The sequence below is a fragment of the Gulosibacter chungangensis genome, assembly GCF_008831155.1.
Classification (GTDB): domain Bacteria; phylum Actinomycetota; class Actinomycetes; order Actinomycetales; family Microbacteriaceae; genus Gulosibacter; species Gulosibacter chungangensis.
This window is the reverse complement of the sequence record NZ_WBKB01000016.1, coordinates 1-12,978: the sequence shown is the minus strand read 5'-3', so window position 1 is coordinate 12,978 and position 12,978 is coordinate 1. Positions and strand designations below refer to the sequence as shown.

Sequence of the window (12,978 nt, the reverse complement as noted above, 5' to 3'; positions counted from 1 at the left end):
CAACGGCAGGCTCGAGCACCTCCGCGGCTCGGCGCTCGGCTTCCGGAACCTCACCCACTACATCGCGCGCAGCCTGCTCGAAACCGGCGGGTTCAGACCGTCACTACACCCTCGTTCGTGAAGAGCCACCAATCTTCCGGATCGAACTGCGAAGTCACGACTGTTGATCCATGGCCTTCGCGGGAGGCGAGGATGTTGAGCAGATCCGCTGCCGTGTTACTCGCGATCGGTGTGGTGAGGAAGTCGTCCAATACCAGCAGGTCTGCCGCGCGCAGACTATCGAGGAATGGTTTTCGTTCCGGATCTCTGGGCTGCAGGATAGCGAGTTCGTTCGCGAGGTCATCCAGCCGGTAGTAGAGCGCGGTGTAGTCCAACCTGCAGGCGGCATTCACCAGCGCCTGCGCGAGGAATGACTTGCCGACACTGGAAGTGCCGAGGATGACGATGTTCGTCCCGTTCTCCAGCCAACGGCACGCCGCGAGCCGTGAGATCACATCCGGGTTCAGCGACCGGCCGGGCAGGTAGTGGACGTCCTCGACGCACGCGGCTGGGTTCGGGGTGCGCGAGAACGTCAGGAGTTTCGCGAGGCGTCGGTCACGCCTTGCGGTGGTCTCTTTCGCTAACGCGTGCCGGATCTTGTCGGAGAAGGTCCAGTCATCAAACGCCGCATCGTTGGCGATTTCGATGACTGCTTCCCCGAACGCTGTCATTCGCAATGCGGTGAACATGGGCATGTCATCGATGGTGAGGTGGCGGTTATTCATCCTTGCCGCCGTCCTTCGGGGCGCGGGTGAGCGCGTCGAGGCGGAACGCGGCCGCGCCCGCGAGGTGCGCGCCACTGGTATCACGAAGCCCGAATCCCTCACTGCCGACAACCGGTGGCCTGGTATCGGCGGCAGTCGTGGTGCGGGGACGGGCATCGAGTTCCGTGCGGACGAGCGCGAGCTGGTGTTTCACGGCCGTATACGACACCGATCGGGGCGGATCCGAATCGATCAATGCTTGGCAGGCGCGTTCCAGCAGCAGCCGGTTGCCGCGTTTGCCGAGGTCGAGGATGTTCATGCAGGCGCGGAAGCCTTGCGCTTCGATGCGTCGCGCGTCCAGCAGTCGTTCGAGCGCGGTCACGGTCGCGGGTCCGATCTTCGCAGCGTGCCGCATGAAGTAGCCGCGCGTCCACAGTCCTTCCGAGTCTGCCGTGAACGCCGGGGCATGTGCGGGGTCGGTGACATACGCGTTTCTTGTGGTCCCAACCTGGTGCGAGGCGATGACCTGTCCGTCGGCGAGCACATCGAGGTGACTGCCGATCATGCGAATCTCGACGTCGCGTCCGGCATAGGTGTAGGGGACGGAGTATTTGATGGTGTCGATCTGGATGTGCCAGTCGCGGTGGACGCGCGCTTTGCGCCAGACGACGGGTTCCCAACGCTGCGTGGGCAGGGCGCTGAGTTCGGCGCGTTCTTGCTCGATGAACCAGTCCCAGCGGGAGCGAGATTCGCCGCGGAACGGGGTGCGGTGATTGATGACGTCGATTTGCTCGGTGATGGCCGTGTTGAGGTCATCGAGGGAGGTGAATACGCGGTCGGCGAGGAAGTGGATGACCCAGTTCGTGACGACTTTCACGCCTGCTTCGACATGGCCTTTATCGCGCGGCCGGTACGTTCTGGTGGGGACGGCAGCGGTGCCGTAGTGTTCGAGGAATTCTGCGTAGACGGGGTTGACGTCCCGGACTCGTTCGCTGTGGCTGAGCTGGTTCGAGGCGGTGGACGCGTTATCCGGGATGATGACCATCGGCACACCACCGAAGAATTCCAGTGCCCGACGATGCGCGTCGAGCCACGCGGCCTGTTTCTCATCGAGTGATCCCCAGGCGAACACCATTCCGGAATATGGCAGCGTTGCGACGAATACCGAGACGCGGGTGTGCTGCCGACTGATCGGGTCAGTCAGCTGCATTGGGGTGCCAGCCCAGTCGACCTGCATCGAATGTCCTGGCAAGTGCGCGATTGGCGCGGTCAGATCATGGGTCCGGGCATGTTCAGTGATGATTTCGCAGAACCGGTCGTAGCCGTAAAACCGTGCCCCAGCCGATGCTGGCGTCTTCACGTACTGTGACCACAACACTTTTAATGGTGGTTTCTTCCTGCCGACGCGAGCCGCGATCACCGCGTCGATATCGATCGGCACGAACTCGCTCGTAATAGCCCTACGTCCATCGGTGAAGAGGCGGTCGAGGTCCTCTGCGGAGAAGGCTGCGATCTGTTCTTCGGTGGTGATGTGCTCTTCGTCGAGTACGCGCTTCGCGCGGGCGATCGTGCGGTGTGAACACGACGCAAGATCTTCGATTTGTCGGTAGGGACGCTGCTGTACGAGCAACGTCATGATGAGCCGGTAGTCGGTCATGAAGTTTCCTCCTGTCGACCAGAACCCTCGTTGGCACTGGTCGACAACCAGCCTGACCCGCGAACAGGGCAAGCGCTACCAGATACACCCACGATCTCTACCGGATCGACCCACTGTCCTGTCTCATCACTTCGTGGACACACGATCTCATGACATCGTGGACAGCATCTCTCACGACATCGTGGACACTCCAGCCTGCCGGATTCTGGCACCGTCGGGGAATGTCGAACGCACTTTCGCCCCGGATCCGGGCCATGATCATCAACTACGACCCCACCCAGCCCAACGCGCTGTCCGTGTCAGAGTTCTGTACATCGCTGAAAATCTCTCGGAGTGTGTTCTACAAGATCAGGACCCGTGCCAGCCACGAATCCACCGCAGCCCTCCACCCGCGATCACGCGCCCCGAAACAGCCCGCGCGCCGATACGGGCCCGACGTCGTCAACGAACTCGTGCGGATCCGTAAACAGCTCAAAGCCGACGGCTGGGACTATGGGCCCCTGTCGATTCATTACGAAGCCGCCCTGCTCGACAACTTCCCCGGCGGCAGGGTTCCCTCTGTCGCAACGATCGCCCGGCTGCTTGCCAGCGTCGGACAGGTCGACGCCTCACCCCGGAAACGCCCAAAATCGTCATTCATACCATTCGTGCGTGCGACCGCAATGGCCTTATGGCAACTCGACGCGTTCGAATACACGCTCACCACCGGAATCGTGGTCACGATCTACCAGCTCCTGGACGATGCCAGCCGGTTCGATGTCGGCACCGACGCCTACCTGCGGAACGAGAACAGCGCCGACGCGAGGGGCGTACTGGAGCGAGCGATCACCGAATATGGGGCACCCCAAGAGTTACTCTCCGACAACTCCTCCGCGTTCAACCAGCTGCGGCAAGGCCGAATCGGCACAGTCGAGGTGTTCCTCGCGTCGAAAGGGACGATGCCCATCACCGGGCTGCCAGGCAAGCCCACCACCCAGGGCAAGAATGAGCGTTCGCATCAGACGCTCATCCGGTTCCTCGACGCGAACCAACCAGCCACGCTCGACCAAGTCCGCCAGCGCATCAAGAAGTTCCGTCAGCATTACAACTTCCGACGGCCACATCAATCACTCGACCAAGCCACACCCGCATCAGCCTGGACACTATTAGCGCATACCCCAGCGACCGAACCAATCCCGCTGGTCGACCTCGAGGCCAAAGCCGCGCAGTATCGCCAGCGGCGCAGGATTGACCCCGGCACGGTGTATCAGTTGGACGCGGCTGTCGGCAAAGACGGGAACCAGCTGCCAGAGGAACCAGGCACGCCGCAGTCGACCCAGGCCCTGGACGCGGCGATCGTGACCGTCACCAAAGACAACCACCAGGTCTACTATCAAGGCCTGCAGATCAAGTTGCCGACCACGTATGGCGAGCGTGACTACTATCGGTCGATCACCGACGACGAGTTCGTGCTCGCGGATCCTCGGTCGGGTGAGGTGGTGTTCTCGTTTCCACTGCCGTTGACCGCGTTACGAGCCCATGGCCGGTTCATCCTGTCCCACTCAATTCGTGGCGTGTTTCTGGCGTATCCCACAGCGCACTGGCTACGAAAATTCGAAGAGCATCAAGCACTCTTCGCTCAGCGTGAAACGGAAACTCCAGCAGTGTTTACCCGGGGTTAGCGAAACGCTGTGGGCCGGTTATGTAGTTGTGTACGAAGTCGTGAGATTCGGCGTCCACGAACTGGTGAGATTCAGTGTCCACGATGTAGCGAGGTTACACACCGGATAGACCCACGTGCGCTACCGAATACGACTGCTAAACAATACTGCGCGGCTTTGGCCTCGAGGTCGACCAGCGGGATTGGTTCGGTCGCTGGGGTATGCGCTAATAGTGTCCAGGCTGATGCTGGTGTGGCTTGGTCGAGTGATTGATGTGGCCGTCGGAAGTTGTAATGCTGACGGAACTTCTTGATGCGCTGGCGGACTTGGGCGAGCGTGGCTGGTTGGTTAGTGAGTATTCGTAGGTTTGGGAGCCACCCAATATTGCGGTTGGGAGCCACCCTTATTCCCATTGAGAGCCAGTAGATCGCGTCGATCAGAGCCACTGGCTCTCAACAGCGGGATTATTGCTCGTTCATGGCCGTGTGTTCGCGCATGTTGTAGCTCCCCGTCTCCACCCAGATCGTGTTGTGCACAATCCGGTCCATGATCGCGTCAGCATGCACACCAGACCCAAGCCGTTGATGCCAGTCCTTTTGCGCATATTGCGTACAGAACACTGTGGAACCATTCCCGTATCGACGCTCTAAGAGCTCTAGCAGCATGCTGCGCATCGCTTCATCCGGATGATCCAGCAGCCATTCATCGATCACTAAGAGCGTGAACGCCGCATATTTCTTCAAGAACGTGGTCGTCCCGTGGGATTTGTCTTTCGCTAACGCCCAGGCCTCGGCAAGATCGGGCATCCGAATGTAGTGCGCCCGAATCCGATGCTGGCAGGCTTGTTTCGCTAGCGCGCACCCCAGATACGACTTCCCCGACCCGGTGAATCCTTGGAACACCACATTCTGTTTGCGCTCGATGAACCCGCAGCCAGATAACTGCGCGATCAATTCCTGGTCCAGACCCCGCTCACACACAAGATCCAGCCGGCGAAGATCAGCGTTTGGGTAGCGCAGCCCGGCCCGGCGAATCAGCCCATCAACCTTCTGATGCGTGAACGCTGGAACGTAGGGTTACTCGGTAGCGATGTTCCAGCGACACGGTCGCAGCATTCTGACGACCGGGTAGCGTTCGCGACGCGGTATTGTCCACGTCACGAACGCTCGCTATTGCGCGTGCTTATTCCCAGTAGCCCGGTTGGGCTTTCTTTTGCGCGGTGCTGACTTGTCGCATATCGACCTGGCCAAGATCGATCCGTTTCGCGTTATTCGCGATCCGGTTCACGATCGAGTCCGCCGCAACCCGATCAGGAAGCGCTTCCAGCCAATACGCTGGTGAGGTTTGCGAAGCAATCACCGTGGGTCGATGATGCTCCCTGTTCGCGAACACGGTGAACAGGTCCGATGCCGCGTCGGAATCAATCCCGACCGTGAGGAAATCATCGATAATGAGGACTTCTACCTCGGAGAGCTCGTTCAAGAGCTTCTGGTGCGCGATACCGTCTGCGCGTGCCATCACGAGCCGTCGGGCAAGAACGTCCATGCGCCAATACCGCACCACGTACTCGTTCTGACAGGCCGCGATCCCCAACGCGCACGCGAGATAGGTCTTGCCACCACCGGTGGGAGAGACGATCACGAGGTTCATCGGGTCGTTCCGCCAGTCCTGCGCCGCGTAGCGACGGATCCGGTTCTTGGTGATCCCACGACCTTCGCGGTAATCAAGTTCCGCGACCGAGGCCATAGGCAACGGGAACAGGGCGCTGCGAATGAGTTTCTCCACCCGCACAGCCTTTCTGCTGTCGAGAGCGTCATCGACTGCGGTGAGGAACAGCTGTTCCGGGGTGAGGTTGTCGTTGGCTTCGTCCGCGGCAAGGGCTTGGAACGCGAGAGCAACACTGGTGACTTTCAGGGCCCGGAATTTCTCGAGATCGGTATCGGTGAACGTCATCACAGGCCGCCTTCGGTCGCGTAGTGGGAGGCATCGCGCACGAACACGCCAGGGTCGGTCGCCTTCACCGTCGCCGCGTTTTTCTTTGTCGATGCGGCTGGGCGTAGCGGGGTCGGGGCCTGTTGGTCGCTGGTGATGCTGGCCATGATGCGTTTGAGCATCGTGTAGGTGACGTGCCCATCGCGTTGTTGCAATCGTTCGCTGGCGGCTTCGAGCAGGGCCCGGTTTTTCTTCCCGAGCCCGTCGAGAATGTTGTAGCAGTCGAGGTAGCCGTGGGCTTCGATGTCATGCCGGTCAAGGACCTGGCTGATGGCCCAGATGGTGGCTGGCCCGAAGCGCTCTGCCCGGTCCAGGAACCAGACTCTGGTCCACAGCCCGTCAAGATCACGATGTTGTGGTGGCACGTGCGCGGGATCGGTCGAGTATTGGCCCTTGCGGCCGGTGAGCCGTGCATGTTCGGCAATGATCGAGTCACTGTGATCGAAGATCGTGATCTGGCTGGTGGTCAGCCGTGCCCGCACAAGTTGGCCCGCGTATTTGAACGGCACCGAATATTTCTGTGTGTCGATAGACACGTGATAGTTCCGCCCCACTTTGGGAGATTTCCAGACCACGTCCGTGAACGGGTGCTCTGGCAACGGCGAGAGCAGTGCTTGTTCTTCACCGGTGAAGCGTTCCCATCGGCTGGTGCCATCAGCTTGGAGCATGTCATGGTTGATTTCCTGGAGTCGTTGCGCGATCGCGTCATTGAGCTCTGCCAGAGTGTGGAACGTCTCCTGATCGAGATAGCCGATCACTCGAGTGTTGATCGTTTTCACGGCCCGTTCCACGGCGGCCTTGTCACGAGGCTTTTTGACTCTGGCTGGCACGACCGTGGTGCCGTAATGATCCGCGAGCTGCTGGTAGCGGGCGTTGATCACGCGTTCGGGATCCTGTCGCTGCCGACGGTGAGTCGAGGTCGTTGGATTATCCGGAATCAACAGTTGCGGGACGCCCCCGAAATAGGCGAACGCGTTGACATGCGCGTCCAGCCACGCGGGAGATTTCATCGACACACTCGCGGACACGAATATTACCCCGGAAAACGGCAACACCGCAGTGAACAGGTAGGCAGTGGTCAGGGCCCCGCTGGCCGCGTCGACCAGGCTGAGGGTATCGCCGGCCCAATCGATGAACATGACTTTGCCGGGATCGTGATGCAATGTCGCGACGAGGTCATGAGTGTCCACGTAGGTCGCGAACAAGGCGCAGAATTGCGAGTACCCGTATTTGGGTCTGCTGTTGGTTTGGTTGAGTCCAAGTCTGCATAATCTTTCGGGGTTGTGCTGGAAGGATGGCAATCGTGCCAAGAATCTTTTCCGACGAGTTCAAGCGCGACGCGGTCGCACTGGTGGAGTCAGGGATGTCGCAACGACAGGTCTGCAAAGACCTCGGTATCTCGAAATCCGCATTAATGGTGTGGGTGCGAGATAGCCGGTTCCAGTCCCACGGAATGACACCGTCCAAGGATCCTGACGAACGTCGAGAAATGACGGCAGCGTTGAAACGGATCCGGGAACTCGAAATGGAAAACGAGGTCCTGCGCCGCGCGGCCGCCTATTTGTCGCAGGCACACATTACGCCCCCAAAATGATGTACCCGCTCGTCCACGAACTGGCCGCGGCCGATGTCCCTGTGCGGGTGCCGGTCGCGGTGACGTGCCGGGTGCTGGGGTTCAGCGAACAGGGCTACTACCAATGGTTACGTCGCCCGGTCAGTGATGGCGACCGTTCGGACGCGCAGCTGATCAACGTGTTGCGTGACCTGCACGAGGATGATCCTGAAGGTGGCTACCGGGTGCTCAGTGACGATCTGGCTGACCTGGGCTATACCGTGTCCGAACGGCGCGTGTGGCGACTGTGCAACATGGCCGGGATCCAGTCCGTCATTGTCACGCGGAAGGGCCGGTATCGGCAGGCTGGCCCGCCGATGCATGATGACCTCGTGCAGCGCCAGTTCACCGCGGATGGCCCGAACCAGTTGTGGCTGACCGATATCACCGAGCATCACACCAGTGAGGGCAAGCTGTATCTCTGCGCGATCAAGGACGTGTTCGGGAACAAGATCGTGGGGTATTCGATCGCGTCACGGATGAAGGCACGGCTTGCGGTCGAAGCGCTCGAGATGGCGGTCGCGCACCGCGGCAACCCGGTCGGAGTGATCGTGCATTCCGACCGTGGCAGTCAATTCCGGTCCCGAAAATTCCTCGCCGCGCTCGAGCGTCATGGCCTGATCGGGTCGATGGGACGAGTGGGCGCGTGTGGGGATAACGCGGCGATGGAATCGTTTTTCAGTCTGCTGCAGAAAAACGTGCTTGACCGTAAGCCTTGGGCGACACGACGGGAGTTGCGGCTGGCGATCGTGCACTGGATCGAGGGCATCTATCACCGCAAACGCCGACAACGGGGCTTGGGGCGATTGACGCCGGTTGAGTTCGAGACCATTATGAAAGACGCCGTCACTCTGGCGGCATAAACCCTCGACTCAACTAAACCCTCAGCAGACCCACGTTCCATTTTGCTCAAGAGCCTCTGCGTAGCGAACAGTGCGATACTGCACGCCGCGGTCCGAATGATGCACGAGGCCTGCGACGGACTCTCCAGCACGCAATCGGGACGCTAGCGCCATGTTCAACGCGTCGCTCGCGAGGGACGCTCGCAGATGGTTCGTCACTTGCCAGCCCACGATCTCTCGCGTGCAGGTATCCAGAATAAACGCGGCGTACACCCAGCCGACGACGGTCCGAATATAGGTGATATCCGCGACCCACAGCTGGTTCGGCGCTTCGGTCTGAAAGTCGCGATCGACCAAGTCAGTAGGGCACTCATCAGCAGTGGCAGACTTCGTCGCTGGCCGTTTCCCTTTGCCGCGAACCCCGTGAATCCCGAGTTCGCGCATCAAGCGTTCCACCGTGCAACGCGCGACGTGCCCGGCCCCGGGTTCCCGGTTCACGGCCCGCCACAGCTTGCGTACTCCGTAGCAGGAATAGTTCTCTTCCCACACCCGTAGCAGCAGCACTTTCAATTTGGCGTCGCGCTGTTTCCGTGCGCTATCGGGTCGTTTCTTGAACGCGTAATACGAGCTGACAGCAATGCGTGCGGGCGTGCCATGTAACGCGCGCACGATTGGCTCGACGCCATACTCGTCACGGTAATCGTCGATGAACTGGACGACTACCTCGATGGGCGGTCGAGCTCCGCGATGCTCCTATGTCAAGCTGCGATCACGAGATCGTGGTCGGGCTGATTCTGCAGCGGTATTGGTTCGGCGGCACGTGGCGTACATGTGGTGGCGTGGTCCTGGCGCATGGCTTTGTACACTCGATCGGAGAGTCGTCGGCGAAGTAGGCGGAGGGCTTCTTTCTTGGTTTTGCCGCGCTCGAGTTGTTTGGCGAGGTAGTTGGCGCCTTCGCCGTGGAGGCGGAGCTGGGTGACCGCGGCCATGTGGAGTGCGGCGTTGATAGTGCGGTTCCCGCCGCGGGAAAGCCGCACTCGGACGTGGTTGCTGGACCAGACTGGGCTCGGCGCGGTGCCGTTGAAACGGGCGTACGCGTCGTTACTGGTGAATCGAGTGATGTTGGCGGTCTCGCCCACGATGGTTGCGGCGCCGAGTGTACCTAGGCCAGGGATTGTGAGCAATGTCGGGTACTCGATCTTGACGATTGCCGCGAGTTGCTTTTCCAAGGAGTTGATGCGGCTGGTGAGTTGGATGATGTCGTCGAGGAGGTCTCTGGCAATTTCGGCGACTGCGCCTGGAATGGTGCTGATCGCGTCGCTGACGAGGGCGAACACGGTTGCGCGTTTGATGCCGCGAGAGGGTACTGCGAGGTCTGGAACGAGCTCGTGGAGGAACCAGCGAAGCTTTGACTGCAGGGCGGTTCGGTGCTCGACCAGACGTTTGCGGTGGTCCGAGTAGAGTTTCAGGTCACGTTCAGGCCCGGCAAGCGTGGCGGTCGGGAGTCCTTCTTCCCGCAGCGCGACGCGGGCGACTGCCTCGGCGTCGATGGGGTCTGATTTACCGCGTTCGCATGCGGAGCGGCGTGCGTCGGCCATGAGTCGAGTGTGGACGCGCACGACGCGGTGCCCGGCGATGAGCAGTGCGGCCTCCAGGGAACGGGTGAGGTGGCGGCAGTCTTCGACGGCGATCTCGACGGTGCCGTATTCGGTTAGCCAGTCGAGCAGTCGTTCGTGACCGGTTTGTCGGGCTTGGACTGTGAGACATCCGATTCGTTTGCCGACGTCGTCGACGGCGACGAGGGTGTAGCTGTCTTCGTGTGCATCGATACCAACTGTGATCACGGTGACCTCCTGGGTTATTCGTGTGGCTGGGCCCGGCATCAGGAGTTATCGATGAGCACGCCTCAATTGAGCAGAAACGGTGTCTGCAAGCTCCATATCAAGCCACATCGAGGTCTGATGACCGGGGCGTTGGTGGGGTGGCACATCGCGGAAAAGCCACTGCAGCGATGCAGGGCAGCAAAGAAATGAGCCAACCCCATCAACATATCGATCACGACATTGACGCAAAGAAAGCCGATGCCTTTTTCAGGATCTCGTTCGCGCGCTTGGTCTCGGCTAGCTCTGCCCGTAGCCGTCGGTTCTCGGCCGCGAGGTCCACGGGTTCGGCAGGGGTGTTCGCGGCTTGAGATCGTTTATGCGCCGCGACCCAGGCTCGCAGGGTTTCGCTGTTCAGGCCGAGTTCTTCCGCGATGCGTTGGTTCGCGCCATGCGCGGTTTCAGGGTCGGATTGGGCGTGGAGCACGAGCTCTACGGCTCTGGATTTCAACTCTTTCGAGTACTTCGCTGGCATGAGTAGGAATCTCCTTCGCTGTGGTTCCTACCCTCTCTCAAACACGGGACATCCCACGTATTGACATCTATAGGACCATCCCGGGGCTTGACAATTCACCTACTCGATCGTTTCCATGAGTCTACGGTCTGGGGCGTATCGCGATGCGTGAGGTACGCGCCTTATTCGAGTTGTGGTGGAACTGCTCTTGCCTGTTGCGCTGCATTCGGCTCCCGTAGGCATAGAACACGACCAGTAGCAGCCACCCTGCGCTCCCAGTCAACCGTGTTTCGACCATGTCGAAACTGGCGATGGCGAGCAAGACTATCAATCCCAGCGCAGCGGGCTTCGACCCGTCGCTGAACGCACCGCGATGGAGCATAGCGATGGCGACGATCAGTGCAAGTAGGAGGATTCCTAGCCCGATCCAGCCTACCTGTAATGCGGTGTTCAAGTATCCGTTGTGTGCGTGGAAAGCTCTGAAGCCGATTGCGCTGCTGATGGCTTGTCCAGCTGGATCGTCCGGACCCCACACCGATGCCCAGCCTTCCCCGATCAGTGGATTGCTTTGGACGTATGTGATCGCGGCGTCCCAGATTCGGGTGCGCCCCGTGAGCGTGGGGTCACGACCGAGCTGCATAGCGATATCCGTGAAGTTAAGCATTGCGATGATGCCTGCTGTCGTCGCTGCGAGAATCAACGATGACACTTTAATCCCTTGCCACTTCGACGGTGCACGCAGGATGCGCAGTGTCAGCCACAGAACCACGGACCAGAGAATAGTCATGACAGCGGAGGTCACAGATTGCGTCCACAGCACCATACCGAAGCTAACGATGAACCAAAGTGCGCTACGGAATCTGGACGTTGTTCTGGTCGCGGCTTGGTAGGCGAAGAATAGGGCTGCTAGACAAAGCAAATACCCCATGAAGTTGCGGTGCGTGGCGATGCCCTCGAATGCACCGCCCTGGTACGCGTCGTTGACGAACGCCGCGGATGGGGACAGAACTGCGGTCGCGAGGCTTGCAGTGATGATGCATTTGAAACCGGTGCTGATACCTAGGACGGCACGTTCGATATCGATGGACGCGACAATATGGACGGCTAACACCGTGTAGAGGATGAGTGAGAACGCACCTGACACAGACGCCGTCTGATTCGATGCCCAAAGCACGGAGGTGGTAGCGAAGAGTGCGAGAGCTAGGGGTAGGCCGATTCTGAAGTCGTACCTGCGCCCCTTGGATAGCATTCTCAGGACGAACCACAAGAGGACAATAATGGTCAGGGTTGACTGCGAAACGATGGTTGGGTTGGACGAAGTGAAGAGCACAAAGGCCATGAAAGGAATGTCATCGCGGCGTGTAGCCAACCCGCCTGCGGGGACCCCGAAGGACTCTTTTTTTCGCATGGGTTAGACCCTATCAACCTCGATGTGCCGAGGTCGTTGTTCGCCGTAGCAGCGAATTGTAGTTCTCCCTCGGTTTTGCACGCTGGCCTAACACCAGCAGCATTATCCATCGATTCCTGCAAAACAGGAGTTCGAATGCTACTGGGAGCGCTATCCCAACTGCGAGCGAGATGAAGAACTGCATGAAGTCATTGCCAATGCCGAGCCGGTCGAGCAGTAGCCGTGTCCCGGCCGTCCCAAATACGTGCAAGAGATACACACCGTATGAGAACTGTCCGAGCCAAGCCAACGGCTTCCACGTCAGGGAATTCTTGAATCGCAAAAGTGCAGCCAAGACGAACGTAGCGAGGAGCACTGCGAGGAGACGGGACACGACAGTGTTGGCTTCGTTGAGGACGATGGTTTTGATAGCAGTGAGGCCTGTCCCTGCTAGGACAAGGGCAAAAGGTGCGAGGGGTCCCCGCGCGATGCTTTGGAATCTGTAGAGACCGATTCCGAGTAGGAAGAACGGTAGGAGTCGGATTGCGCCATTGATGGAATACAGTGACCAGTCAGATGGGATCGGGTCTAACACGAAGATGGTTGCGGTCACAGCGAAGATGATTGCCCATCGGGCCTTTGTCGGCTCTTCACGAACGAGGGTGTAGTGACGGTCTGAACCCGCCGGTTTCGAGCAGGCTGCGCGCGATGTAGTGGGTGAGGTTCCGGAAGCCGAGCGCCGAGCCGCGGAGGTGCTCGAGCCTGCCGTTG

At 59.8% G+C, this 12,978-nt stretch carries 10 protein-coding genes and 3 pseudogenes; 2 read left to right on the top strand and 11 right to left on the bottom strand.

The window, feature by feature from the left end; genetic code table 11:
* Positions 1-92: 92 nt before the first annotated feature.
* Positions 93-764 (bottom strand): ATP-binding protein, encoded by a 672-nt coding sequence (locus F8O05_RS14690; RefSeq protein WP_158053504.1) that lies wholly within the window; start codon positions 762-764, stop codon positions 93-95.
* Complete coding sequence (gene istA / locus F8O05_RS14685; protein WP_158053503.1) at positions 757-2,400, bottom strand: IS21 family transposase; 1,644 nt, start codon at positions 2,398-2,400, stop codon at positions 757-759. The genes F8O05_RS14690 and istA (F8O05_RS14685) overlap by 8 nt, the downstream gene beginning before the upstream one ends.
* 221 nt (positions 2,401-2,621) lie before the next feature.
* Between istA (F8O05_RS14685) and F8O05_RS14680 the strand changes: the two genes are divergently transcribed.
* A complete protein-coding gene (locus F8O05_RS14680; protein ID WP_158053502.1) occupies positions 2,622-4,061 on the top strand; it encodes an integrase core domain-containing protein in 1,440 nt (479 codons plus the stop codon).
* Between the two features lie 224 nt (positions 4,062-4,285).
* Here the strand turns inward: F8O05_RS14680 and F8O05_RS15365 are convergent.
* The 4 genes and pseudogenes from F8O05_RS15365 to istA (F8O05_RS14660) all read right to left on the bottom strand — a co-directional run.
* Positions 4,286-4,378, bottom strand: a pseudogene (locus F8O05_RS15365) (integrase core domain-containing protein); the annotation flags it as partial.
* Between the two features lie 126 nt (positions 4,379-4,504).
* Positions 4,505-5,104 (bottom strand): annotated as a pseudogene (locus F8O05_RS14670) (ATP-binding protein); the annotation flags it as partial.
* A gap of 118 nt (positions 5,105-5,222) precedes the next feature.
* The gene (locus F8O05_RS14665) at positions 5,223-5,993 is read right to left on the bottom strand and encodes an ATP-binding protein (RefSeq protein WP_158053499.1); all 771 of its coding nucleotides are present in this window, start codon (positions 5,991-5,993) and stop codon (positions 5,223-5,225) included.
* The gene (gene istA / locus F8O05_RS14660) at positions 5,993-7,333 is read right to left on the bottom strand and encodes an IS21 family transposase (RefSeq protein ID WP_225735947.1); all 1,341 of its coding nucleotides are present in this window, start codon (positions 7,331-7,333) and stop codon (positions 5,993-5,995) included. Before istA (F8O05_RS14660) ends, F8O05_RS14665 begins: the two co-directional genes overlap by 1 nt.
* 2 nt (positions 7,334-7,335) lie before the next feature.
* On the opposite strand from istA (F8O05_RS14660), the gene F8O05_RS14655 reads away from it, so the two are divergent.
* Positions 7,336-8,507, top strand: a protein-coding gene (locus F8O05_RS14655) for an IS3 family transposase (protein WP_158053505.1) whose coding sequence is annotated in 2 segments (ribosomal slippage) — positions 7,336-7,612 and positions 7,612-8,507 — 1,173 coding nt in all. Because the reading frame shifts where the segments join, the coding sequence is not laid out codon by codon here.
* Positions 8,508-8,528: 21 nt separating this feature from the next.
* Here F8O05_RS14655 and F8O05_RS14650 read toward each other — a convergent pair.
* The 5 genes and pseudogenes from F8O05_RS14650 to F8O05_RS14630 all read right to left on the bottom strand — a co-directional run.
* On the bottom strand, positions 8,529-9,215 hold the full coding sequence (locus F8O05_RS14650) for an IS3 family transposase (RefSeq protein ID WP_158053497.1): 687 nt from the start codon (positions 9,213-9,215) through the stop codon (positions 8,529-8,531).
* Between the two features lie 29 nt (positions 9,216-9,244).
* Complete coding sequence (locus tag F8O05_RS14645) at positions 9,245-10,330, bottom strand: IS110 family RNA-guided transposase (protein WP_225735945.1); 1,086 nt, start codon at positions 10,328-10,330, stop codon at positions 9,245-9,247.
* A 211-nt stretch (positions 10,331-10,541) separates the two neighbouring features.
* Positions 10,542-10,841: a transposase gene (locus F8O05_RS14640; protein ID WP_158053496.1), complete on the bottom strand. Its 300-nt coding sequence runs from the start codon at positions 10,839-10,841 to the stop codon at positions 10,542-10,544.
* Between the two features lie 121 nt (positions 10,842-10,962).
* The gene (locus F8O05_RS14635) at positions 10,963-12,159 is read right to left on the bottom strand and encodes an O-antigen ligase family protein (protein WP_192497218.1); all 1,197 of its coding nucleotides are present in this window, start codon (positions 12,157-12,159) and stop codon (positions 10,963-10,965) included.
* 82 nt (positions 12,160-12,241) lie between these two features.
* Positions 12,242-12,835: pseudogene (locus F8O05_RS14630) on the bottom strand (acyltransferase family protein); the annotation flags it as partial.
* Positions 12,836-12,978: the final 143 nt, after the last annotated feature.

Bases quoted from the DNA above. Each gene is read 5' to 3' on its own strand.
- F8O05_RS14690 (WP_158053504.1), bottom strand. From the start codon at position 764: ATGAATAACCGCCACCTCACCATCGATGACATGCCCATGTTCACCGCA.
- istA (WP_158053503.1), bottom strand. From the start codon at position 2,400: ATGACCGACTACCGGCTCATCATGACGTTGCTCGTACAGCAGCGTCCC.
- F8O05_RS14680 (WP_158053502.1), top strand. From the start codon at position 2,622: ATGTCGAACGCACTTTCGCCCCGGATCCGGGCCATGATCATCAACTAC.
- F8O05_RS14665 (WP_158053499.1), bottom strand. From the start codon at position 5,993: ATGACGTTCACCGATACCGATCTCGAGAAATTCCGGGCCCTGAAAGTC.
- F8O05_RS14640 (WP_158053496.1), bottom strand. From the start codon at position 10,841: ATGCCAGCGAAGTACTCGAAAGAGTTGAAATCCAGAGCCGTAGAGCTC.
- F8O05_RS14635 (WP_192497218.1), bottom strand. From the start codon at position 12,159: ATGGCCTTTGTGCTCTTCACTTCGTCCAACCCAACCATCGTTTCGCAG.